The sequence below is a fragment of the Paenibacillus sp. JT22N12 genome, from assembly GCF_056269365.1.
Map to the genome: position 1 here is coordinate 1 of NZ_JBWDNU010000012.1, position 24143 is coordinate 24143.

Annotated in this window: 25 protein-coding genes; 23 read left to right on the forward strand and 2 right to left on the reverse strand. The window is 54.5% G+C overall.

All coding sequences use genetic code 11. The features are described from left to right. From AC0YOA_RS29870 to AC0YOA_RS29925, 12 genes are all read left to right on the forward strand, one after another. Positions 1–1148, forward strand: a 1148-nt coding sequence (locus tag AC0YOA_RS29870; protein ID WP_475789728.1) for a WIAG-tail domain, incomplete at its 5' end; no start/stop codon positions are given. Positions 1149–1478: 330 nt separating this feature from the next. Further along, positions 1479–2711 (forward strand): glycosyltransferase family 2 protein, encoded by a 1233-nt coding sequence (locus tag AC0YOA_RS29875; protein ID WP_475789729.1) that lies wholly within the window; start codon positions 1479–1481, stop codon positions 2709–2711. Between the two features lie 4 nt (positions 2712–2715). Next, on the forward strand, positions 2716–3816 hold the full coding sequence (locus AC0YOA_RS29880; protein WP_475789730.1) for a hypothetical protein: 1101 nt from the start codon (positions 2716–2718) through the stop codon (positions 3814–3816). Beyond that, positions 3816–4562, forward strand: coding sequence for a glycosyltransferase family 2 protein (locus AC0YOA_RS29885; RefSeq protein WP_475789731.1), 747 nt, complete (start codon positions 3816–3818; stop codon positions 4560–4562). The genes AC0YOA_RS29880 and AC0YOA_RS29885 overlap by 1 nt, the downstream gene beginning before the upstream one ends. 57 nt (positions 4563–4619) lie before the next feature. Then, a complete protein-coding gene (locus tag AC0YOA_RS29890; protein WP_210037222.1) occupies positions 4620–5342 on the forward strand; it encodes a sugar phosphate nucleotidyltransferase in 723 nt (240 codons plus the stop codon). After that, positions 5339–6487: a GT-D fold domain-containing protein gene (locus AC0YOA_RS29895; protein ID WP_475789732.1), complete on the forward strand. Its 1149-nt coding sequence runs from the start codon at positions 5339–5341 to the stop codon at positions 6485–6487. Before AC0YOA_RS29890 ends, AC0YOA_RS29895 begins: the two co-directional genes overlap by 4 nt. 23 nt (positions 6488–6510) lie before the next feature. Next, complete coding sequence (locus AC0YOA_RS29900; RefSeq protein WP_475789733.1) at positions 6511–7887, forward strand: glycosyltransferase family 2 protein; 1377 nt, start codon at positions 6511–6513, stop codon at positions 7885–7887. An 86-nt stretch (positions 7888–7973) separates the two neighbouring features. Continuing rightward, positions 7974–8261: a nucleoside-diphosphate sugar epimerase gene (locus AC0YOA_RS29905; protein ID WP_210037225.1), complete on the forward strand. Its 288-nt coding sequence runs from the start codon at positions 7974–7976 to the stop codon at positions 8259–8261. A 27-nt stretch (positions 8262–8288) separates the two neighbouring features. After that, positions 8289–8612 (forward strand): alpha-helical endospore appendage domain-containing protein, encoded by a 324-nt coding sequence (locus AC0YOA_RS29910; protein WP_475789734.1) that lies wholly within the window; start codon positions 8289–8291, stop codon positions 8610–8612. Further along, complete coding sequence (locus tag AC0YOA_RS29915; protein WP_475769167.1) at positions 8612–8905, forward strand: hypothetical protein; 294 nt, start codon at positions 8612–8614, stop codon at positions 8903–8905. The genes AC0YOA_RS29910 and AC0YOA_RS29915 overlap by 1 nt, the downstream gene beginning before the upstream one ends. 27 nt (positions 8906–8932) lie before the next feature. Beyond that, positions 8933–9253 (forward strand): hypothetical protein, encoded by a 321-nt coding sequence (locus AC0YOA_RS29920; RefSeq protein ID WP_475789735.1) that lies wholly within the window; start codon positions 8933–8935, stop codon positions 9251–9253. 172 nt (positions 9254–9425) lie between these two features. Beyond that, on the forward strand, positions 9426–10178 hold the full coding sequence (locus AC0YOA_RS29925; protein ID WP_475789736.1) for a hypothetical protein: 753 nt from the start codon (positions 9426–9428) through the stop codon (positions 10176–10178). 40 nt (positions 10179–10218) lie between these two features. On the opposite strand, the gene AC0YOA_RS29930 is transcribed toward AC0YOA_RS29925, so the two are convergent. Then, the gene (locus AC0YOA_RS29930; RefSeq protein WP_475789737.1) at positions 10219–11496 is read right to left on the reverse strand and encodes an adenylosuccinate synthase; all 1278 of its coding nucleotides are present in this window, start codon (positions 11494–11496) and stop codon (positions 10219–10221) included. Positions 11497–11604: 108 nt separating this feature from the next. On the opposite strand from AC0YOA_RS29930, the gene AC0YOA_RS29935 reads away from it, so the two are divergent. Beyond that, positions 11605–12507, forward strand: coding sequence for a LysR family transcriptional regulator (locus tag AC0YOA_RS29935; RefSeq protein ID WP_475789738.1), 903 nt, complete (start codon positions 11605–11607; stop codon positions 12505–12507). A gap of 9 nt (positions 12508–12516) precedes the next feature. Here AC0YOA_RS29935 and AC0YOA_RS29940 read toward each other — a convergent pair whose 3' ends face one another. Next, positions 12517–12750 (reverse strand): cold-shock protein, encoded by a 234-nt coding sequence (locus AC0YOA_RS29940; RefSeq protein ID WP_379219636.1) that lies wholly within the window; start codon positions 12748–12750, stop codon positions 12517–12519. Between the two features lie 238 nt (positions 12751–12988). Here AC0YOA_RS29940 and AC0YOA_RS29945 point away from each other — a divergent pair, with 238 nt between their 5' ends. The 10 genes from AC0YOA_RS29945 to AC0YOA_RS29990 all read left to right on the forward strand — a co-directional run bounded on the left by AC0YOA_RS29945 (position 12989) and on the right by AC0YOA_RS29990 (position 24142). Beyond that, positions 12989–14080: a CgeB family protein gene (locus tag AC0YOA_RS29945; protein WP_475789739.1), complete on the forward strand. Its 1092-nt coding sequence runs from the start codon at positions 12989–12991 to the stop codon at positions 14078–14080. A gap of 40 nt (positions 14081–14120) precedes the next feature. Further along, positions 14121–15332 carry a CgeB family protein gene (locus AC0YOA_RS29950; protein WP_475789740.1) on the forward strand — a complete coding sequence of 404 codons (1212 nt, stop codon included), beginning with the start codon at positions 14121–14123 and terminating at the stop codon, positions 15330–15332. 163 nt (positions 15333–15495) lie between these two features. Continuing rightward, entirely contained in the window at positions 15496–17061 is a 1566-nt protein-coding gene (locus AC0YOA_RS29955) for a glycosyltransferase family 4 protein (protein WP_475789741.1), read from the forward strand. 36 nt (positions 17062–17097) lie between these two features. Next, complete coding sequence (gene wecB, locus AC0YOA_RS29960; protein WP_475789874.1) at positions 17098–18195, forward strand: non-hydrolyzing UDP-N-acetylglucosamine 2-epimerase; 1098 nt, start codon at positions 17098–17100, stop codon at positions 18193–18195. Next, positions 18185–19168: a polysaccharide biosynthesis protein gene (locus tag AC0YOA_RS29965; RefSeq protein ID WP_475789742.1), complete on the forward strand. Its 984-nt coding sequence runs from the start codon at positions 18185–18187 to the stop codon at positions 19166–19168. The genes wecB and AC0YOA_RS29965 overlap by 11 nt, the downstream gene beginning before the upstream one ends. After that, positions 19165–19998, forward strand: a complete 834-nt coding sequence (locus tag AC0YOA_RS29970) for a dTDP-4-dehydrorhamnose reductase family protein (protein WP_475789743.1) — start codon at positions 19165–19167, stop codon at positions 19996–19998. Before AC0YOA_RS29965 ends, AC0YOA_RS29970 begins: the two co-directional genes overlap by 4 nt. Beyond that, positions 19980–20942, forward strand: coding sequence for an NAD-dependent epimerase/dehydratase family protein (locus AC0YOA_RS29975; protein ID WP_475789744.1), 963 nt, complete (start codon positions 19980–19982; stop codon positions 20940–20942). The genes AC0YOA_RS29970 and AC0YOA_RS29975 overlap by 19 nt, the downstream gene beginning before the upstream one ends. Before the next feature lie 119 nt (positions 20943–21061). Continuing rightward, positions 21062–21844, forward strand: coding sequence for a glycosyltransferase family A protein (locus AC0YOA_RS29980; protein WP_475789745.1), 783 nt, complete (start codon positions 21062–21064; stop codon positions 21842–21844). A 110-nt stretch (positions 21845–21954) separates the two neighbouring features. Next, positions 21955–22653, forward strand: coding sequence for a FadR/GntR family transcriptional regulator (locus AC0YOA_RS29985; protein WP_475789746.1), 699 nt, complete (start codon positions 21955–21957; stop codon positions 22651–22653). Between the two features lie 160 nt (positions 22654–22813). After that, positions 22814–24142, forward strand: coding sequence for an ABC transporter substrate-binding protein (locus tag AC0YOA_RS29990; RefSeq protein ID WP_475789747.1), 1329 nt, complete (start codon positions 22814–22816; stop codon positions 24140–24142). Position 24143 lies beyond the last annotated feature (1 nt).

A 24143-nucleotide genomic window follows, 5' to 3' on the forward strand; every position in this document is an offset into this window, starting at 1 on the left:
CGAACGAGAAGCTTGCTCCCGAGGCTGTCATTACGGAAGCATTGTCAGCAGGAGCAGTTACAAGCGAGAAGCTGGCGGCTGAAGCGGTCGGTCAGGAACAGCTGCAAGCAGGCGCAGTGACGGAAGCGAAGCTCGCGGAGGGCTCAGTTACGGCGACAAAGCTGGCAGCGGGATCGGTGACGAACGAGAAGCTTGCTCCCGAGGCCGTTCCTACGGAAGCATTGGCAGCAGGAGCAGTTACAAGCGAGAAGCTGGCGGCTGAAGCGGTCGGTCAGGAACAGCTGCAAGCAGGCGCAGTGACGGAAGCGAAGCTCGCGGAGGGCGCAGTTACCGCGACAAAGCTGGCAGCGGAATCGGTGACGAACGAGAAGCTTGCTCCCGAGGCTGTCATTACGGAAGCATTGGCGGCAGGAGCAGTCACAAACGCGAAGCTGGCGGCTGAAGCGGTCGGTCAGGAACAGCTGCAAGCAGGCGCGGTGACGGAAGCGAAGCTCGCGGAGGGCGCAGTTACCGCGACAAAGCTGGCAGCGGGATCGGTGACGAACGAGAAGCTTGCTCCCGGGGCTGTCACTACGGAAGCACTGGCAGCAGGAGCAGTTACAAGCGAGAAGCTGGCGGCTGAAGCGGTCGGTCAGGAACAGCTGCAAGCAGGAGCCGTAATACTGGGTAAAATCGCGCCTGGATCCATTACAACGGCAAATATTATTGCCGGCTCCATTGAAAGCGACCTGCTGTGCGACGAGGCAGTGACAGGGGATAAAATCGCGCCCGGTACGCTTACTGTGAAGCATTTCGCTCCGGATGTGTTGGCATCCCTGATCCAGGATGTGAATCCCCCAGCCTCCGAACAGCTTCCAGCCGATGATACCCAGGATGCGGAGCTGCAGGTCAGTCCGGCAATCTGTCAGCAATTCGGATTGATTCCTTACAATTTTGCAGGGCAGGGCGAGCAGCTGGAGCTGACCGTTACATTCGACCAACCGTTCGCAAGCGATGTCTACGTTCTTGTTGCTACGGCCGATCAGCTGTCCTGTTATGCGACAATAAAATCAAAAACGGCTGACAGCGCAGAACTGACTGTCGTGCGCACGCGAATCTCCCCCGAGCCCGTCGGATTCATCAATTGGATTGCCATAGGCAGCAAATAGTTCCAATATCCGATGCCAGGATCGCGGTCATCCGATTATGATGCTCCTTCTTACCGTGTCAAAGATATAAAATTTTCGATTAAAGAAGTCCGACACTTACAAATAAACGGGTGTCGGACTTTTCCATGCCGGCTGCGGTTGAGGACTTGTCCGGCTTTCTCCAAATCAGACCTGAAAGGCCGCTGTCTCACGTACAACAGCCGTGCCTCTTGACCTTACGCGTCCATACAATAAGTTGTAAAAGGACTGTCTTTGTCTTGCATACACGAGCAAAGCGCAATTGACGAAGAGGTGATCAGAATCAGGAATCCCTTTTGGGTTAGCAAAGACATGCAATACCGCGCAGCTGTGAATATCGGCAATCACCCTTCAGGGAAGAACCCGGGTTCCCGATTAACATCGCCGGCAATGGGTCTGTCCATGGGAAACGATACCGTTCAATCGAAGCGGGTCTACTTGCATTCCAGCCGGAATGGGAAAGCAGGAACGCCGGCTTCCCGTCCCGCACGCAAGGTAAAGGTAAAGGTCGCGGGAAGGCGTCCCGCCACAGGCATTGCGCCAGCCGGGGGGAAGAAGCCGTCCGGGTCCGGCGCGGTCAGGACTGCCGCCAAGCGCAGAGCGTCAGGTTCCGCCGGGTTCCGTAAGATTCCGACCAAGAGCAGGACAACGAAGTTTCGGCCGCGTCCCGCAGGATTGTCCAGGCGCAGCCGAAGCTTGCAGCGCAGCCGGGCAGCCTTTAAGCCTGTGGATCGCCATCCGGAAAGTATAGAACCATTTACACCGATTGAAGGAAGCGCCCATCCAATTGTTACCCGCGCGGCTGCCGGGGCGGAGCCGGTCGTCTCCGTTATTATTCCGGTCATGAATGAACGCCGCTCAATTGCCCGTGTGATTCAGGAGGCAAAACGAACTCATCCCCAAGTGGAGATCATTGTGGTTGCGAATGGATCGACGGATGGTTCGGCCGCAATAGCCCGGCGTAATGGAGCCCATGTGATCGAATTCTCTGAACCGCTGGGTCATGATGTAGGACGCGGTGTAGGAGCGTCTGCCGCAAAGGGGCGGGTGCTGCTCTTTATCGACGGGGATATGGTCATTAGCAGTGCGGCGCTCAAGCCGTACATTCACGCAGTTCTGGATGGAGGCGTTGACGTGGCGCTCAACGATTACTCCGGCCCAATCCGCAAACAGGTCGTCCACAGCGTTGTTCTTGCCAAACATGCGCTTAATTCGCTGCTGGGAAGACCGGAGCTGAGAGGAACCTCGATGACAGCGGTGCCTCATGCGATAAGCCGGCATGCTCTTGAAGTGATTGGCGCAGATGCGCTGTCAGTCCCCCCATTAGCGCATGCCAAAGCGGTGCAGCTTGGGCTTAACGTCCGCGCCGTACATCCTGTTAACGTGGGGAAACTGAATCTGCAACGTACGCGCCGGGAAAGACTCAATCCGCTTGAGCATCTGATTGTCGGCGATCATCTGGAGGCTATTGATTGGCTGATGCGGCAGACGGACAGCCTTGGCGGCTTCACGCTTTGGCAGCAAAATCGGGAGAAGGCAAGGTGAGTATATGCGAAAGGCGAAACCGGCAGCAGCAGGAATCAAACGCAAGCCCTCCTTTCGGAAGATTCGTACCCGTTCATCCCCGGGAGGAAGGAGACGCGCACGCGGTGCAAAGCCATTAAAACGATCCTCAGCCAATCAAGGCGCCTCCTATAACGCTGGCTTGCGCGATGCTGCTTTGCTGCGGGAAGCAGGAGCCATCCCGCAATCCGATGAGCTGAGGCTAAGACTGAACGAGAGCTGGTCGCGCAGACACCGGCTGAATGGCAGCTTGAGCAAAAGCCTGCTGCTGCAGGGAAAAGCGTATGCGGATGGATATATGGATGGGCTCCGTTTAAACAGGCAGAGCTGGCTGCCCGTACCGCTGCAGGGCTCAGCTGCTGCAGTCGTCCTTGCCGGAAGAGGGATGGCAGCCGAGCCTGCATCGCTGCAGGAGCTGATGCGTTTGCCGCTGCAGGAAATCATTGTTGTGCTTGAGGATGCGGCTGGAGGCGACTATCACACGCTTAGCCAAATGCCGGGCATCACCATTGTGCATGCAGGAACGATGCTCGAACGCGATATGGGGCGCTCCATAGGTGCCAGGCTGCTGCGGACGGATTCCATCCTGTTCTGCGACGGCCATGTTCCGATACCGGCTGAGCGTCTGGCGCCTCTTCTTGCGGCAGTGGACAGCGGCGCCGATGTTGCGCTCAGCGATACATCCGATTCTCTGGGTTTATTCCGGGATTGGGATGAACTGTCGCGCGTGAAAGCTTTTATCAACCTGTCATTGGGCCGTCCGGATTTGCTCGCCAATTCCAATCAGGAGCTGCCATGCGCCTGGTCGGCAAAAGCACTGAGACTGGTTGGGGAGGCCTCGCTCGCACTGCCGCCGGTTGCCCAGCAAGCTGCAATCCATCACCGCCTGAATATTGCAGTCTGCCGCAATGTAAGCAGGGGCGGGGCTGGCAGCGGGAACAGACGCGCTGATGGTCTTCACGCAGCGAATAAACATGCCGCATACGCGCATCTTACCGCATTGAAGGCGGCTATGGCTCTGAACGGGAACCGGCTGCTTCATCCCGACCGGTCCAGACGCCGCGGGGCGGTTGGAGGTGAAGGCTGATGAAGCTTACGAGCATTGTGATACCGACCTATAACGGACTTGATCTGGTCCAGCAGGCGGTGGCGTCCATCCGTTCTTATACCAGCCAGCAGGATACTCCATATGAGATTATTATCGTGGATAATGGTTCAACTGACGGTACGAGTGGGTGGTGTCTTCAGGAGCAGCTCGCCTTTATTTCTTTACCCCGCAATACCGGTTTCCCTATGGCCTGCAACAAGGGGCTTCGGTTTGCGCGCGGCGATTGCCTGATGCTGCTGAACAATGACGTAACCGTTTCGCACGGCTGGCTGGCAGCTTTGCTGCAGGCGCTTAACAGCGACGGGAAGATCGGCATCGTCGGTCCAGTGACGAATTATGCCAGCGGGAAGCAGCAGGTGGATTACCCTTTTCACTCCATGAACGAGTTCCATCGCGTCGCCAAGGAAGTGCTGACCCAGTCAGGCGAGCAAGTGCAGCCTGTTCATCGGCTTGTGGGCTTTTGCATGCTGTTCGGGCGCACGCTTTACGAGCGTATCGGCGAGCTGGACGAGAGATTTTCGCCCGGCCATTACGAGGACGATGACTATTGCTTCCGGGCCCGGATGAGCGGGTACAGCTTATTGATGTGCCGGAATGTATTTGTTCACCACCAGGGCAGCGCAAGCTTCAAGCGGGGCGACAGCATGGAGCTGCAGCGGCTTGTCGAACAAAATCGGCAGCGGTTCATCGACAAGTGGCAGGTCGATCCCGGCATATTTATCTAGCTTGTGAATGCTTACGATGTCGGTTTTTCTTACGAAAAACCTGAGGAGGTCATAATTTTGAGAGCTGTTATCTTGGCTGGCGGAACGGGAACGCGGCTTTTTCCGCTGACCAAACTGATGAATAAACATTTGCTGCCGGTTGGCAGGCTTCCGATGATATGCTACAGCCTGATCAAATTGAGAGAAGCGGGCATAACCGATATTCTGCTCGTCACAGGACGCGAGGCGGCGGGAATGTTTACAGATTTCCTGGGCAGCGGACGCGATTACGGGATATCCCTGACCTATCGCATTCAGGAGCAGGCGGGCGGGATTGCCCAGGCGTTGGAGCTTGCTCAGCCTTTTGTCGGCAGCGAAGACAAATTCCTGGTCCTGCTTGGCGACAATTTGTTTGAGGAGCCGCTGAAGCCCCATCTGGAGGCTTTCGCGAAGCAGTCAGAAGGCGCGATGGTGCTGCTCAAACAGGTTCCGGATCCGGAGCGTTACGGCGTTCCTGTCTTTGATGCGAAAGGCAGGATTGAACGAATCGAAGAAAAGCCGGAACAGCCGCAAACCGACTTTTGCGTGACGGGCATTTACTTATTTGATGCATCCGTATTTACATTAATCCACGAGCAGGCGCCTTCTCAGCGGGGCGAGCTGGAAATCACGGATGTGAACAACGCTTATGCAAGCAAAGGCATGCTTCGGCATAGCCGGATGAACGGCTGGTGGACCGATGCCGGAACCTTCGAGTCGCTGCAGGAAGCGTCAATCAAGCTTATGGGAACTGTACCATGAGCGGTGGCGGCCGGGCAGGAAAGCCCCTCCTGAACAAGACAACGGGTCCGGTCCGTCAGGATCGCCGGGTGCCGGTTTCGGCGGCTGAGAGCGTACATCGTCCGGTGAAAGCTCCAAGAACGGGTAAGCAGCCGGCTTCAGGCTCGGGAGCAGGCCGTTCCCGCATTCGCGGCCGGGCCATCAAAAAAAGCCCTGCATTCAGGAAGCGGACAAGATTGGGGATTCGTACCCGTTCCAAACGCCTGAATCGAAGAACGGCGGGATTGCCCGGCCAGAAGGATCAATTCGGGAAGCATACGCCTGAGGACGTCCCGGAGACTGCCGAGCAGGCATATAACAGAGGATTTGAAACCGGCCAGTATGATGGCGGAGAGAAGTGGCTGGAGAATGCAGTGCCGCAAAATATGCTCCTTCCGGATGTCACACTGCAGGAGGTCATAGCCTTGGGGGTCGAACAGCTGAAACCGCAGTGCCATCGGCTGATGGATGTGCATGAGGTATTCGAGCAGATGATGCAGGCTTTGGCGTCGAACTCGCCTTGTGCGGTTGTACGGCTTGGAGACGGAGAACTGCTGGCCCTGTCGCAGGACGTGGTTTACAACGCCAGAATTGTCAAGCAGGAAGGGGGATTTCTCCCCTACGCAGGCGTTCAGCCGCCCGATATAGGCGCGCGCGACCAGCTGGCCCAGGCTATCCGGCATGCGCAGATCGTCGGCGTCCCGTTATCACGGCGAAAACATTTTCAACCGCTGCTTTATCCGGTTATGCGCGGACACGGTCTTGATCCCGGCGCATTGCGGATGACCCATTCCACGATAAATTACGGCTTGTATCAGGCCGGACTGCTGACCCGTCTGCTGACAGGGCAAAGACTGCTTGTTATTGGCAACGCCGCACCCGAACTCGCGGAGACGCTGACCCGTCACGGCCTGCTGGTTTCGGGCATGATCAGTCCGGTTAAAGGGTTTGCCGACATTGACCGGGTTATGGATGAGGCGCATCATGCCGTTTTTGATCTTGCTCTGGTTTCGGCAGGGATTCCCGCAGTTGTTCTATGCTGGCGAATTGCAGCGGAGCAGGGCAAGGTGGCGCTGGATTTTGGACATATGGCCGATGCCATCATCAAAGGTAAAGTGACGCTTTGAAAAAATGGGAGTGACGTAGGCTGATGATTCGGAAGAGACGGCATACGCAGATGTACAGGCGGAGGGCGGGCAGAAGATCCGCCAAACGCAGTCTGCGCGGGTATCCGGAAGGTCACAAAGCCGGATACGAGCAAGGCTTGCGCTCGGGACTCGATAGCTTCAAAACGCTGTTCGAGGGAACAAGCATTATAATTCCCAGCTACAATCAAGTGGAGTATTTGAAGAATTGCATCGAGAGTATTGGCGAGCACACCGATCTGCCTTATGAAATCATTGTGGTCGACAATGCATCGGTGGACGGAACGGCGGAATATCTGCGGAAAACGGACAGCGCGGTCCGCTGCCGGGTTCTGGAGTCGAACAAGGGGTTCGCCGGTGCCGTTAATATCGGCATGATGATGGCGAAGGGGACAACGATGCTGCTCCTTAACAACGATACGATTGTTACCGAGCGCTGGTTGAGCAACATGCTCAAGTGTCTCGACAGCGATCCGAAAATCGGTATGGTCGGTCCGGTAACCAATTATATAAGCGGCGATCAGCGTGTTGAAGTGCCATATCTGGATATTAACGACATGCCCCGTTTTGCACAGCATTTCAACATTTCCGATCCTGGAAAATGGCAGTTCACAGACCGCTTGACCGGATTCTGCCTGCTGTTTCGCCGCGAGCTGTGGGAGCGGACCGGGTTTCTGGACGAAGGGTTTGAGATCGGAAACTTCGAGGACGACGACTACAATATCCGCGTTCGTCTGCAGGGGCAATCGCTTGTAATCGCCCGCGATACCTTCATTCATCATTACGGCAGTGTCAGCATGAAGGGGCTTGGGGAGAACTTGGCCAAAATCAATAATCACAATATGCAGTTCTATATGGAGAAGTGGGGAAATCCCCATGATCTTGTTCATCAAGTGAAAGAAATGCTGCCCCTTCATCGGGAACGCACAGGATTGGCGGCACAGCAGCCAGTTGGAGAAACAGCCTTTTTCCCTCAGCAGGTCGTTGCCCGTGGAGTTAGCGAAACGCTGTACTGGATCGAACGGGGAGTGCGAAGACCGGTCGCGGGTGAACCTGCTGTGCCGATTACCCGGCTGTCCCAGGTGGATCTCCGTCGTTGGCCCATAGGGGAGGGAATATCCGCGGAAGAGGTGGAGGCCCGCTGGCATGGCCATTTCGATGCAGGAGAGCAGTTCCCGGACGGCCAGACCTTCAAGGCAGCGGACGGATGGATTTATGTGGTGGATGAGAGAGCCTTGCGCAGGGTAGTCAGTATGGCAGCGGCGGAAGCATGGGGGCTGGTATTGAAGCCGCAGCAGCAGCTGCCGGCTGCCCATGAGCTTGAGCAGCTGACGAAAGGCTTGCCTGTCATTGCGCCGGCGCGGGTAGCTCCATATTTGTGACCATATACATTTGAAGAGCGATATTCATGGCAGTATCATGCTTGAAATATGAGCATATGCTGTAGAGAGTGGAGGGACAGCGAAATATGCAGCATATTGTAACGGAAATGATTGAGCATATGTCCCGTTCCCACGAGCAGATGGCGCGCGTCATGGAGGCAGAGCGGCATGTGGCGGTGCGGATGGCACAGATCGTACACGCGCTGCCGGATCAGCATCCGAATTTCGGCGGAGTGAGCGAGCTGATGGAGCAATCCCAATCAGTGAGCAAGAACCTCGTTGCTTATTTAAACAGTATTGCCGAACTTCAGGAAACGATGGCTGCAACCTTGACAACCGTTATGAAGGAACTGGGCGGCGAGGATGAGGAATAGGGGCGGAGCCAAAGGAGAGTGCGGGCTTTGAGTCGTGAAACGGCGTATGCGCGAATGCTCGATGCCTCCGCCAAGATGCAGTGGAATGTGGCGATGATTCTTGAAGCAAAAGCGGTCGAAGCGGAGAAGGTGCGAAGCTGGCTGTGCAATCACGTCACGCCCGATGCATTTACGGAGCAGGAAGAGCAGTTGAAGGAAACCTTGCTTGTACATGAGCAGCTTATCGAAGTGATTGACGGTCTGACGAAGCTGAATCAAGGCATGGCGAATGTCTTGAAGGCCGCGCTGCGTCACGATCAGGATAGCGGAGGCGGATTTGGCGGGGGCTTCGAGATTGGAGACAGTGACTGATGAGTCTCCTTCAAAAAGAATGGGAGGCCCGGCTTGAGCTGATCCGTTCCATTGCGAACAGTCAGCAGGCAATTGCCCGTATATTGGACAGTGTTGCGGGTATTTCCGAGTATTCTCCCGGAATGGCGAAGTCCATTTCCGAAAATATGCGATCGCTTACCGCCATGCAGCTGTCCATTGCCGAGACTGTGGGCCTTGTCCGGCTGCGGCGGCCGAAGCAGGGGAAACCTGGCAGGCCTTGGCTGCGGGCAGGACTGCTGCCAGGAGCAGCCGGCAATCCGGATCAAAGCTAGGCTGACATGAAACGGGAGGAGAAAGATGTGAGCATACCAGCACGTAAGAATAGGCTGAGGCAGGCTGCGGCAGGGCCCGGAAAGCGGCGGGCTCCGCGTAAGGGTATGGACGGCAAGCTCAAGAAACGGTCTGTTGCCCGAAGCGGAACAGCTATCAAACCAAAGAAAAAGTCTCTCAGGCAAACAGGAAAGATAATTAAGCGCAGAAGGACACGCAGGAGGACTGCTCCTGCAGGTAAGACAGCGTTCAACGCATCTTACGACCAGTCCTATAACGCGGGCTATAGCGCCGGATTTGCCAAAGGATTCGAGGACGGACATCAGCTTGCCTACGAGCAGCAGCCATAGACTAAAGCACATGGCACCCGATTCGCGGTTGAAGAAGAATGGCCCTGCACCTTGTTGAACAAGGGCAGGGCGATTTTGCGTGCCGGGATATCGGGAAACAGGCTGTTGAAGGGATTAACAGGCTGAATTTTGCTATAATCACATAGAGAACTCAGGAAAAGGGATAGAAGCCTTGATAGAATCAGAGGTTTACAAGCGCTTTAAGAAGGCCATACAAGATCTTCCCCCGAAAAACAGCTACAGCCGAGAGGATTTGCTCATCGAAGGCTTATTGTTCGACCGGCATGGGGATATCGAGATCTATTATGCGCCCCATAATGAACTCATAAACCCATCGGCAGGCATTGTTATTGCAGGGATTACTCCCGGCTGGCGGCAGATGGAGATTGCCTACCGGACATTGAAGCAGGCGTTCGGGCAGGGATTGACGGAGGAAGAGGCGTTCAGTCATGCGAAGGCGGCCGCCAGATTCGCGGGCTCCATGCGCATGAACCTGCTTCAAATGCTGAGAGACCTTGGACTTCACCATTATGTGGGACTTCCCGATGTGGAATCGCTGTTTGCTCCGGGATGTCAGCTCCTCCATACCACCTCGGTGCTACGTTATCCTGTTTTTGTACAGGGCAGGAACTATACCGGGCATCAGCCTCCGCTCATGACGTCTGCGTACCTGCGGCCGTATGCGCTCCGATTCATCGGGGAGGAAATTATGCAGCTCAATCGGCAGCGGCCCCTGTTTATTCCTTTGGGACGGACAGTCGAAGAACTGTTCCGCTCTCTCGTTAACAGCGGTCTGATTGAGGAAGGGCAATGCCTGTGGGGATTTCCACACCCTTCGGGGGCGAATGGCCATCGGCATCAACAATTCCGGCAGGCCCGTGACGGCATGCTGGACATTATTACCAGGTTCTTCGCAGCGCAATAGAGACATATGGAACAACATCGATTGACCCCATCCTCAGGGATTAGCGTTCAATCAGTTGCTCTCTGCGGGGGCCGACGGATATATAGCGGACAGGTACGCCAATCAAGCGCTCCAGGTAAAGAACGTAATTCTGCGCCTGCAGAGGGAGCCGGTCAAACTCGCGAATGGAGGAGATATCCGATTTCCAGCCAGGCAGCGTTTCAAGAACAGGCTTTGCCTGTTCAAGTCTTGCCGACACAGGGAAATGGGTTGTCTGTGTGCCCTCTATTTCGTATGCGGCGCATACCGGAATGTCATCGAGGAAACCGAGCACATCCAGATTGGTGAGCGCGGCTTCCGTTGCCCCTTGCAGCATGCAGCCGTAACGGGTCGCTACCGCGTCGAACCATCCCATTCGTCTGGGCCGTCCGGTGTTGACTCCGTACTCTCCCGCGTCGCCGCCCCGCTGCCGCAGCTCATGGGCAATCGGCCCGTCAATTTCCGCTGTGAAAGGACCTTCGCCTACGGAGCTGGAATAAGCTTTCGTGACGGCTACGATCCGCGTTATCGCATGCGGCGGCAAACCGGCGCCTACTGAAGCATAGCCGGCTAACGTAGAGGATGATGTGGAATATGGATAGATGCCGTGATCCGGATCGCGAAGAGCCCCGAGCTGTCCCTCTGCGACAATCGTCTCTCCTTGGGAAACTGCGCGCTGAAGCAGCTCTGTCGTGTCGCATACATAAGGACGGAGCTTTTCCCCCAGCTTGATTAAATCCTCCAGCATATCCGCCGCTCTCAGCTGCGGTTCCCGATACAGATGCTCCAGTAGAACATTTTTGGGTGTGAGCGCAGCTTCCAGTCTGTCCATCAACCTGCCGCGATGAAATAAATCCGCCGTCTGGATGCCCAGCTTTGCCGCTTTATCCGCATAGAACGGTGCAATGCCGGACTGGGTGGACCCGAATTTACGGTCGCCCAGCCGCTGCTCTTCCAATTCGTCGAGTTGTTTATGGTAGGGAAGCACAATCTGCGCACGGTCGGAAATACGCAGGTTGGGCTCCGGAACGCCTCTTGCTGTCAATGCTTCCAGCTCCCGGAACAGATCGGAGATATTGAGCGCCACCCCCGGACCAATGACATTGGTGACCGTGTCATAAAATACGCCGGACGGGAGCATGCGCAGCGCGAATTTGCCGTATTTGTTAATAATGGTATGTCCTGCATTGCTGCCCCCCTGATAGCGGACCACATAGCGCGCTTCTGCCGCAAGCGCATCGGTCATTTTCCCCTTGCCTTCGTCGCCCCAATTGGCTCCGACCACCGCCGTAACGCTCATATACCCACATCCTTCTAAAGAGATTTGCTTTCTATCCCTATTGTAAGTTGAGTTATACTATTAATAAAATTAATATTAATAATATCTGATATAAGGATGGATAATGGAATGATACAAAATCTGGAATGGTATCGCGTGTTTTATTTCACGGCAAAGACAGGCAGCTTGTCCAAAGCGGCGGCAGAATTGTTCATCACCCAGCCGGCGGTTACCCAGACGATCAAACAGCTGGAAGCGCAGCTGGGCGGCCAGCTCTTCTTTCGGACCTCGAGGGGCGTTAAACTGACGGCTGAGGGAGAGGCATTGTACCAATATATCGCCCAGGCCTACAATTTCATCCAGAACGGCGAACGGAGAATTGCCGGTATGCATCAGCTTGCGGAAGGCGAAATCAAAATCGGGGCCGGAGATACGCTGTGCAAGCATGTTCTGCTGCCGCATCTGGCGGCTTTCCATGAAGCGTACCCGTCCATCAAAATTCAGGTCACCAACCGGACGACGGCTGAGACGATGACACTGTTGAAGCAGGGGGAAATCGATCTGGGCATTGTGAACATGCCAGCGTCGGACAAGGCGGTGGAAGTCCGGGAATTGATGCGGATCGAGGACTGCTTTATAGCAGGAGAGACGTTCAGGCATTTAGCGGCGAGACCGATGGCCTGGGAGGAGTTGATGGAGTACCCGCTCATGCTGCTGGAGAAGGGGAGCGCAACCAGGAGCTATCTGGATCACTTTGCGGAGCGGCAGGGGAGCCAGGTCAAGCCGGAGATTGAGCTTGGGAGCGTCGATTTGTTAGTGGAGTTTGCCAGAAGGGGACTTGGAATCGCATATGTTGTCAAAACGTTCATCACCGGCGAGCTGCGCGCAGGCCAGCTTCATGAGATTCAGCTGAAAAAACCGATTCCTCCAAGAGGAATCGGCCTTGCGACCTTGAAGGATGTGCCGCTCACCGCTGCCGCCGTGACTTTCATCCAGCGCATTCAAATGGCTCAGCCGGTTGAGGAAGCCTGACATTCGCCATTACTGAAATCCTTTTTTGGCCCCATTGGAGAGGACGGGAAGCAACCTGATTTCACTGGTCATGGTGGAATTGCAGATGGGGCATGCCGGCTCTTCGCCGAACGAGAAATTATCTCTCATCCAACAGGAGCATTCTTCGTTTGTGCATGTCCATATCGACGTTTGTTCCTCGGGAATAGGCTCCACTATCTTCTTAGAGAAATGAATAATCGTACCCTCCTCTAGATTGAAAATTCCCTTATAATATGTGTTTCGCCTTCCATAATTATACTATGTTTGCAATCAGGTGTTATGAACGGTACTTGCCGCCGTCATAACGCCTTTTTCTGCTTGGAGTAATCATCTATCCGCTAACGTCTGGCAGGTCATACGCCAATTTTACAGAGGCGGAGGACAAGTGACCATGAGCCTTGCGGGTCAGCCGCATATATATGTTGGTAGTTCCCACAGAAACAAGGCAGGAGCGTGCGTCATGTATACGAAGAAACAAGTCAAGTCCCGGCATGCCCATAAGGGTTACGCCGACGGCTACAGGCAGGGATTGAGGGATGGCGCCTGTGAGTCGCTTGCAAGCCATATTCAGCCGCCTTCCCCGATTAAGCATGATGTGCGAGTCCTCTATATACCGCAAGGCTTCGAATCCATCGATCAGGGAATTATCGAAGCGCTCAGCTTAACCGTCCGCGAGCTGTATGTATCCGAACCGGGGCGAATGGCGGAACAGGCCGCTCTGCTGAGGCCGGATTGGATGTTTGTGTTAAATGGCATGCACGTGTTTCCGGACGATCATCTGGAGCAGGTCGCTGCCGTCAGGGAGCTTGGGGTACGAACCTTGATCTGGTTCGCGGACGATCCTTACATGACGGCGGATACGGTCCTGATCGCTCCCCGATATGATGTTGTTCTGACCCATGAGCTCAGTACCGTCGAAATCTACCGGCAGATGGGATGTCCCAGCGTCCATTATATGCCGCTGGCGGTGTATGCGGGGTGGTTCAAGCCGCAGCAGGTCGAGGATAAATACCGCAGCGATATCTGTTTTATCGGGCAGGCCTTCTGGAACCGGGTGGAGACCTTCGACGCCATCGCGCCTTTTTTGAGCAAGCAGCGCGTGTTCATTGCGGGCGGCCTGTGGTCCCGGCTCAAGAACTATGACCGCTTGAAGCATGTTATTCGTATGGGCTGGCTGCCGGTTGAGGAGTCGATCCGTTACTACAACGGCGCCAAGATCGTCATCAACCTTCATCGCACGACCGTTTCAGGCTCCGACAACAAAAACTCGCTTAATCTGCCAGGGAGGTCCATTAACCCCCGCACTTATGAAATTTCTGCTTGCGGGACGCTGCAGCTTACAGATTTGCGCGAGGATCTGCCGCGCTACTATAACCCTGGCAGCGAAATTGAGACATTTGCCAATCCGGAAGAGCTGCACGCCAAGCTGGCTTATTATTTAACCCATGAAGACCAGCGGCGTGAAGTTGCGCTGCGGGGGCTGCGCAGGACTCTTGTGGAGCACACATTTGTTTCGCGCATTCAGCAGCTTGCGGCGACGCTGCAATGGTAAATACAACAAGCGCATATGCGTGGAGAGAGGAGTGAAGCAGGTGGCGGCTTCTTTTCGCAAAAGGAGAAACGACCGGAAAAGCTTGCTGATTCAAGATAAAGTCCGCAGGGGAAAAAACCTGCTGATTCAAGATAAAGCCCGCAGGGAGAGGGCCTTCAGGCAAGGCTTTGATCATGGCTATTGGTTCGGACAATGCGAGTCGGTATTAAAGCGGACGGAACGCGTAATCGGGGTAAGGCCTATTCATGTCCTGTTCGTCGCAACGGGCAAAGGCTTTCCGTACTCGCCGCTGGATGAAGCGATCGCGAATACTTTAAGATCCATGGTCGGCCAATTATCCGTCACCAATTCCACAGAACCGGTATCCGATATCGCCAAACAGCTGAGACCTGATCTCGTTATTGTGCTGGATGGGCTGCAGTTCAATGTATACCATGCGGATGAGATGCGCCGTGCCGGCATCCGGACGGCAATCTGGTTCACGGATGATCCTTATTACACCGACATTACCGGACCTTTGTCCCTCCATTTCGATGAAGTATTTACATTGGAGCTGAACTGCGTGGAGATGTACCGCAATCTCGGCTGCCCACACGTGTATTATTTGCCGCTTGGGGCTTACCCGGCGGAATTCAGACCGCGTAATCCGAAGCTCACACAACGTCATGAGATTTGCTTCGTAGGTTCGGCTTATGTGAACCGGCTTGCTTTTTTTGATCAGATTACCCGGTATTTGGCCACCAAGGATACCTTGATCTCCGGCATTTGGTGGGAAAGATTGAAGGATTTTAAACTCATGTCCAAACATATCGAGCTTGGACGCTGGATGGGGCCCGGCGAAACAGCGGACACCTATAACGGAGCCAAGATCGTTATTAATATGCACCGCGCGCATGATGACGAGACATTCAATAACAACAGCGCTGCAGTGACAGCCGTTTCACCCAATCCGCGGACCTTCGAAATATCGGCCTGCGCTGCGCTGCAGCTTACCGATATCCGGAGCGATCTGGGTTCCTTCTATACGCCGGGGGTCGACATTGTGACCTATTCTTCCCCGCAGGAGATGGTGGACAAGATTGAATATTATTTGCACCACGAGGATGAACGCCGGGAAATCGCCATGCGCGGGATGTATCGGACAATGACTGAGCATACGTACGTGCATCGCCTCGATATGATGCTGGGGATCCTGTTCCCAGATCCTCCCCCGGCAAATGAAGGATTTGTCGGCGACTTGACAACATTGTAAGCTTCGCAAGCCGTAACGGGAAACGGTCATATTTGTGCGTATGGAATGGGTCTAAGTGTCGTGCCGATTGAATGGCCCCCTAAATATATTGTAGAACCAAGGTTCAATGGGTTGAAGGAGGTGAACACGTATTCGTTCCAAGGAACGGGTACGGCAATCGCGCGTGAAACATACAAAACCAAAAATGCTGATCTTCTCGCATATCTGCAGCCAGCAATATGTGACCGGAGCAGAGAAGCTCCTCATATTCATGATACGCGAACTGCTTCCGAGCTACGCGTGCACGCTGGTTGTACCGGTAGACGGGGTCATTGCGCAGCAGGCCAGATCACTTGGCATACCGGTGGTAGTCCAGGATGTTCCGCTGGTGGTTTCGCTTTATTTGGCCCTCCCTCATTTTCAGGGGGATATCCGGATAGAACAGCAGGGAGGGGCATGGCAGGAGCTGTTCAGCCTCATCAACCGCGAACGGCCTAATATCGTTCTGACCAATACATGTGTTCACGCCCTTCCTGCAATGGCCGCCAAATTCCTGGGAATTCCTGTGGTCTGGACGATTATGGAGGCGATGCGGCAGACGCCGGATACTCCTGCCGCCGCAGCCGTAATCGGGCAGTATTCCGATTGCATCGTCGGTATATCCGAGACCGCGCTCGCTCCGCTGCGGACATCCGAGATGCTGCCAAAAACAAAACTCATCCCGCCTTCCTGGCAGCATTCCGAGCTTGCCGAGGATACCTGGCGCAGACATCGATTGAACCGCCGCAGGCAGCTTGGCATTGCAGATGATCAAAGACTGGTCGGTTATATCTCGTCCTCCATCTTCTCGGCCAAAGGACTTGAGCACTTTGTGCTTATGGCGGTGGCGGTGGCGCAGCGTTTCGAAAAGGCGGTATTTCTGATTGTCGGCAATCCGGTGGACACCGATTATTTCGAACAATGTCTGAACCTTGCCCGGGAACAAAATGTGATAGACCGCTTCAGATGGATCCGTTTCGAGGAGCAGATCGAAACGATTTATCCGGCAATGGATGTACTTGTTGTTCCAAGCATGACTCCGGAAGGCTTCGGAATGACAGCTTTGGAAGGAATGGTGTTCGGCAAGCCGGTTGTGGTGTACGGCTCCGGCGGATTGGCTGAAATCGCCAATGCCACAGGCAATAGCCGCTATATTGTGGAGACCGGCAATGTGGACGGATTGTTCCAGAAGGTCAGCGGCCTGCTGGGCGACGAAATGGAGCGTGCGGTCGTCGGGGAGCGCAACGCCAGAATGGCGGTGTCGGCTTTTGGCATAGCCGCGTATAGGGAGCGGATCCGGAAGCTTATTGACTTGCTCGCCGGGTTTTCACCGGTGAAGAAACAGGTTGTAAGGGGAACGGCGGGAACGGTTTATTTGCTTGAGGACGGCATCCTGCGGCCTTTTGCTTCGGAAGAGGCATTCCTTCATGAGGGTTACCGGTTTGAAGAGGTGAAAGAGGTGCCGGATGCCATGCTTGCGGCACTTCCGCATGGAATGTCCATCGGCCGCAGCAGCAAAAAGGCATCGACTGTCACCCGCAAAAGGAAAAACGGAAGGCGCGGAAGAGGGCGGCGAAGAAAGCTGCTCCCGGGAAGAAGAAGCTCTGCTGCAAGAAGGCGCAGGCATGCCGCCCGCAGAACGCGCACCATGCGCCCGCAGCGCCGCCGAAAATCCGCTGCGGGCATAACAAGGTCGCGCAGGCGGCACTGAAGCGTTGGACAGGGGAAAGGGAAGGTGAATCACAGAATGCGCGTTGTAACGGTTTTGGGCACGCGCCCGGAAATTATACGTCTAAGCCTTATTATTCAAAAGCTGGACGCGCTGGCTGAGGAGCATGTGCTCGTGCATACGGGACAGAACTTCTCTCCCTCGCTCAGCGATATTTTCTTCGAAGAGCTTGGACTCAGGCAGCCGGATTACAGGCTGGGTCAAAGCATGCTCTCCTTGGGCAGGCAGCTCGCCGTCATGTTCGGGGAGATCGAAGGCATTCTGAATGCGCACCGGCCTGATGTGGTGCTGCTGCTTGGCGATACGAACAGCGCATTATGCGCCGTCATGGCCGAGCGGATGGGAATACCTGTTGTACACATGGAAGCGGGCAACCGCTGTTATGACTTGTCGGTACCGGAAGAGAAGAACCGGAAGATTATCGACGCCGTATCCACGATCAATATGCCGTACACCTCATACAGCAAAGGCAATTTGCTGCGCGAAGGGTACCCTGCCGGGCGGATCGTGCTGACAGGCAATCCAATTCACGAGGTAATCAGCCATTATATGCCGCAGATCGGGGCCAGCGATGTATTGGAGCGGCTTGGTCTTGCGCCGGGCGGCTATATGCTGGTAACGGCGCATCGTGCCGAGAACGTGGATTCCCCGGAACGGCTAGCGGGCATTCTGGAAGGCTTGAACCGTATCGCCAGGCGGTTCAACAAGCGGCTGATATGCAGCGTTCATCCGCGGACGCGCTCGCGTATTGACGAGGGAGAAGAACGAATGGCGATGGATGAGCGTGTTGAATTCTTTGAGCCATTCGGATTCTTCGATTTTGTTCAGCTGGAACGGCATGCGGCCTGTGCGATAACGGACAGCGGGACCGTGCAGGAGGAATGCTGTCTGTTCCATGTGCCGACGGTCACCATCCGTCAGACGACCGAGCGGCCGGAAACCGTTGATTGCGGCAGCAATGTGGTCTGCGGCCTGAAAGCTGCGCGAATGGAAGAAGCGGTGGTGGTTATGACCGCCCTGCCGCCAAAATGGCAGTGTCCGGATGGCTATCTGGCGGATGACGTGTCCGATAAAGTGGTCAAATTTGTACTTGGAGGGAAATGGGATGTTCACTAATCAGCGGATCCTGGTAACCGGGGGGACCGGGTCGTGGGGATACGAGCTGATCCGTCAGCTGCTTCTGCAAAAGCCAAAGCAAATTATCATTTTTTCCCGCAACGAATCAAGTCAGGTGGCGATGAGCCGCGCCTTCGACGATTCCAGATTAAGCTTCTGCATCGGTGATATCCGGGATAAAGAAGCCTTATCCCGCGCATGTGAAGAGGTGGATTATGTTTATCATCTGGCCGCGCTCAAGCATGTGCCCGTTTGCGAGGATCAGCCCTATGAAGCGCTCAAAACCAACGTGATCGGCACGCAAAATGTCATTGAAGCGGCGATCGCAAACAAGGTCAAGCGCGTCATTTATATCTCAACCGATAAAGCCGCCAATCCTTCCAATTTCTACGGAATGACCAAGGCAATCGGCGAGAAGCTGATCGTGTATGCCAATCTGCTCCGCTCGGATACGACATTCGTCTGCGTGCGCGGCGGCAATGTGCTCGGCACGAACGGCAGCGTGGTGCATCTGTTTATGAATCAAATCAAGACCGGCCATCAGGTCCGGATTACCGACAAGAGGATGACCCGCTTCTTCCTTACTCTGGAGGATGCCATCAAGCTGTTGTTCAAAGCTTCCGGGGAAAGTCTGGGCGGCGAAATATTCGTTATGACCATGCCGACATGCCGGATCGTCGATTTGGCGGCGGTGCTGATGGATGCGATCGGGATCCAGGCTGATATCATTGAAACCGGCATTCGCCCGGGCGAGAAAATTCACGAAATTCTGCTGACAGAGCACGAAAGCACAACGACGGTTACCTATGACACCGCCTATTTGGTCATACTCCCCACTATAGATATTCCGGGACTCAGGGAGCATTACAGCAAATATGTGCCGGTCAAATTCAACAGCTTCAGCTCCAGCCAATCGTTGATGAGCCTGGATGAAATCCGCACCATGCTGGTGCGTGGAGGTTTTCTGCCATGAAGCTGCTGATTGTCGGCGGGCATGGAATGGCCGGGCATATGCTGGTCCGATACTTCCGTATGGAGCGCGGGTTCGAGGTCGTCTATACGGCCCGTTCTCCAATCCATGGAGATGAAGGCATTTTCCTTGATGCTCAAGATGGCGAAGCCGTTGCTGCTGTCATCCGCAAGCAGCGTCCGGATGTCATTATCAACGCCGTCGGCATTCTCAACCAGGATGCGGAAGACCATCCCCTTACGGCTTATACCGTGAACGGCCTGCTGCCGCACTGGCTGGGACATCTGGCGGATGAAACGGATGCCCGGCTGATTCATATCAGCTCGGATTGTGTATTCAGCGGCAGAAGCGGCGGATACCGGGAATCGGACATAACGGATGGCACGAGCGTGTACGCCCGGAGCAAGGCGCTTGGCGAATTAGAGCACTCGCGGCATCTGACGATCCGTACTTCTATTATCGGACCGGAGATCAGAGCAAATGGAATCGGTCTGCTGCAGTGGTTTTTGCAGCAGGAAGGAACCGTCAGCGGCTACGCCCGCGTAATGTGGAACGGGGTCACCACACTGGAGCTGGCCAAGGCAATCAGCTATGCGATTGCCCGGCCGTCTATCGGCGGTCTCATCCATTTGACGGCTGGCGAGACAGTAAGCAAGCTGACCCTGCTGAAGCTGTTTCGCGAATACTTCAGCCGGGAGCGTCTGACGATCCTGCCTGATGACGAGATTACGATCGACAGGACGCTTGTAAGCACAAGAGAGGATTGGCGGTACGAAGCGCCGCGTTTTGCCGTGATGATTGCGGAGCTGGCAGAATGGATGGCAGAGAATTGAGCCGCCCGCGTTTACTTATAACGGGCGCGGGCGGATTCTGCGGGGAGCACGCCTGCCGCTATTTTGCTTCAGCCGGCTGGGAGGTGACGGCGCTTGTCCGCCAGCTTCGTCTGGGCGGCGGCTTCCGCTGGCTTGATAATGTTGATAAGGTTCTGTCAGGCGATCTGTCGCTGCCCGAACAGGCGAACGCTGCCTTGGCCGCGGCGCAGCCTCAATATGTCCTGCATATGGCTGGCAAGAATGCTGTAGGGCCTTCCTGGAGCGATCCAGGCGATACGCTTGCGAACAATGTGATGGGGACCGTCAATCTGCTGGAAGCGGTCAGGCGGATCGACAGGGGCAGCCTGAACTGCCGCGTTCTTGTGGTGGGATCGATGCTTCGCTTCCCGCTGCCTGCCGGCGGGGAAGCGCCTGAGCCTCCCCATCCGTACAGCTTGAGCAAGACGCTGCAGGTATTGACGGCGCGGAGCTGGTCGGCATTGTACGGAATGGATATCGTTGTCGCGGAGCCATCGAATCTGATCGGACCGGGCAGGTCCGCCGGCTTGTGCTCGCTGCTTGCCCGCTACACAGCGGCGGTCGAACGGGCTGCTGCCGGCAACAGCGTCAGGCCGCAGCTGATGAGACTGTCATCGCGCAGCGAAACCCGCGACCTGCTGGATGTCCGCGATGCCATGAGCGCTTACGAGCTGCTGCTTCGCCATGGCGGCAAAGGCGGCATCTACCCTGTCGCCTCCGGAGTCATGCGGACGCTGGGGGAGCTTGCGGACATCTTCACATCGCTAGCGTCATATCCGCTGGAATTCGCCGTCGGCGATTCGGCGGCGCAGTCGCCTGCGCCTGCAGACTGCAGCGCGATCCGGTCGCTTGGCTGGTCGCCTGTAATTCCGCTTGGGCAATCGCTGGAAGATGCTCTTGAAGACGCACGGCGGGCAGCAGGCTAATAAGCAAGCAATCCTGAGCGGCGGTCAAATAACCCGTCGTTTCTTCTTGACTAAAGATGAAATAAATAATACAAGGACAGACCGGATAACAGAGTACAAGAAAAACGGAGGGGTTGAATTTGGAAATCAAACGGCCGAAAGTAACCATCGTGATTCCTTTTTATAACGATCCGTATGTGGGGGAAGCCATCGACAGCGCTCTGGCTCAGAGCTATGACAATCTGGAAATTATCGTGGTCGATGACGGCTCCACGCTGCACCAGGATAAGGTGGCCCCCTACCTGAACCGAATCTACTATCTGGGAAAAGCAAACGGAGGAACCGCCAGCGCGCTTAATCACGGCTTTCGTTATGCAACCGGTGAATATATCGCCTGGCTCAGCTCGGATGACCGGTTTCATTCCGGCAAAGTGGAGAGACAACTGGATGCGATGATCAGGAGCGGAGCCTTGATTGGCCATACGGGCTTCAACCAGATGGACGCTGCAGGCAGCCTGACGAGGACTTCAATCATTCCGCCGGGATACGAGTCGGGAGAATTGTACCGCGCTTTGCAAAAAAGCAATCCCGTTAACGGCTCTACCGTCATGATGCATCAATCGTTATTCCGCCTGATCGGGAAGTTCGAGGAATCGCTTCCGTATACCCATGATCTGGATTACTGGTTCCGGGTGCTGCTGACGGGTATTCCGCTGCATTTGACCCCTGAAGCGCTGATGGATTACCGCATGCATGAGGCCATGGGCACGGTGCGTCATAGCGCGGCTATCGCAAGGGAAGTGGAAGCTGTCTATGAGAAATACGGGAAACGCTGGGAACTGTATCTGACACAGCTTGGCTATATAACGTCCAATGCCGATGTGCGCTCTGAGAGTAAGCGTTCCCGCAGAATCAGCAGATAATGAGGCTCCGATGAGAAAACCTGAATATGCTCAAAAGATCAATATTGACATGGTATGTGAGTATCACCTATTATTGACCTATCTGATAGGTAGAAGGGTAAGTGAAACAGATGGCTGTTCATAAAATTCAAAAGATTCTCGTGCACGAACAGGTATCGCAGGAGATTCAAAACTATATTCACGACGAGAAGCTTAAGGAGGGAGATAAACTGCCTTCCGTCACGGAAATGACCCAAATGTTCGGTGTAGGCAGATCTTCCATGCGCGAAGCGCTCCGTTACCTGGAGGCGATGGAAATTATCCGCGTCGAGAATGGCAAGGGAATATTCGTACTGGAAGTGGATACATTCCGGTTCTCGGGCAAGGTGAAGGTCGAGCGGGAGAAGCAGTCGCTGCTCGCCATTCTTGAAGTGCGGAAAGCACTGGAGGGCAAAGCTGTCGAGCTTGCGTCGCAGCGGATTACAGCCGGCAGGGTGAAGGAAGTACGAAGATGTCTCGAGGAATACCGCAGGCTCAAGGAGAGCGGGGCGGACACGTCGCAGGTGGATCTGACCTTTCACCGCCACATTATCAAGGCAGCCAATAATCCGATTCTGGAGACCGTGCTGAATTCCGTTTCCGAGCTGTATGAGAAATTTTTCAATGATCCGCTGGGCGACAAGCAGCTGTTCGACGCCACGTACGAATTTCATTTTACGATGTTTGATGCGATTGCCTCCCATGATACGGAAACTGCCATGGAAGAATTTAACAAACTTATGAACGCCATCGAAATTATTATAAAACAATTTAAAAGCACGGAAGCATAAAGCAGGCATTCAGCACTATTCATTTTTTTGATTCGACAGCATTCGATTCATTTTTACAAATTGTATATATTTGATTGACAATTCAAAACAATCCCATTTATAATCAACCTATCAGACAGGATGACTGTATGATACATGTGTTGGGGAGGGGTCGTGTAGAATGAAGAAGACCAGAAAAGGCTTTGCATTGCTGATTGCTTTCATTCTTGTAGCCGGCGTGTTAAGCGCTTGCGGAAGCAAGAATGAGAACAGCGGGAATGGAAACGCAGGTGCCGCTAATGGCGGAGAAAAAGTCAAATTACGCATGATCGAAAGCTTGACAAGTCCTAAACGTACCGAATTACTTAACGCCATGATCGGCAAGTTCGAGGATGCGAATCCTAACATTTCTGTTGAATTGATCTCTCCACCGCTTGACCAGGCTGACAACAAGATCAGAACGATGCTTGCAGCCAAAGAAGATATCGATATCCTTGAAGTGCGGGATCTCAATATTGCCGAGTATGTGAATAATGATTATATCGCTCCATTAAACGAATATGCGGACGCGTGGTCGGATTATGCAACAGTCGGCGCCGTTCCAAAATCGCTTGGCTCATTGGGAGACAAGCTGTACTTCGTACCGAACGGCTTGTATGAAAGACAGATGTACTACCGTGCAGACTGGTTTAAAGAAGCTGGACTGGAGGCTCCAAAAACCTGGCAGGAGCTGTATGAAACCAGCAAGAAGCTTACGGATGCTTCCAAGAACCGCTATGGCTTCTCCTTCCGTGGAGGCCCTGGTTCCAACGGAAACAGCGACGCCATGGTCCTTACTTACAATGCGGACAACGTGAATCTGGAGGATTCGATGTTCCTGAAAGACGGTTCATCCATCTTCTCCTCGCCTGCAGCCAAAGACGCGATGGACTTGTATGTAAAGCTGTATAAAGAAGCATCTCCTCCGGATTCCATCAACTGGGGCTTCCAGGAACAGGTTCAATCCTTTACTTCCGGTGTAACCGCTATCCTTCTTCAAGATCCGGACGTTATTCAGTCCCTGCAGGAAAAAATGGAGGAAGGCACCTGGGCAACTGCCCCAATGCCAACCGGCCCTTCCGGCAAAGCGTTGATCGCTGCAGGCGGAGCGGGCTGGGGGATTGCGTCCTTCTCCGAGCATAAGGAAGAAGCCTGGAAGCTGATTGCCTTCCTGTCGAATCCAGAGCAAAATACCGCTTTCTCCAAAGACTACGGTTTGATTCCGATTCACACAAGTGCAACGGAAGATGAGTTCTTCAAAACAGGACCGTACAAAACGCTCATCGACGCCAGCAACATGCCTGAAACCTTCGTGAACTACAAACCGGCGTTCCAATATCCGGGAACCGGCCAATGGTCTCAGGTCAGCATGGAAAGCCAGCAATCGCTGCTGCTTGGCCAGACTACTGTCGAAGATACGCTTAAGAAGTGGAATGACTTCTGGGTTGACCAGAAATCCAAGCTCAAATAAG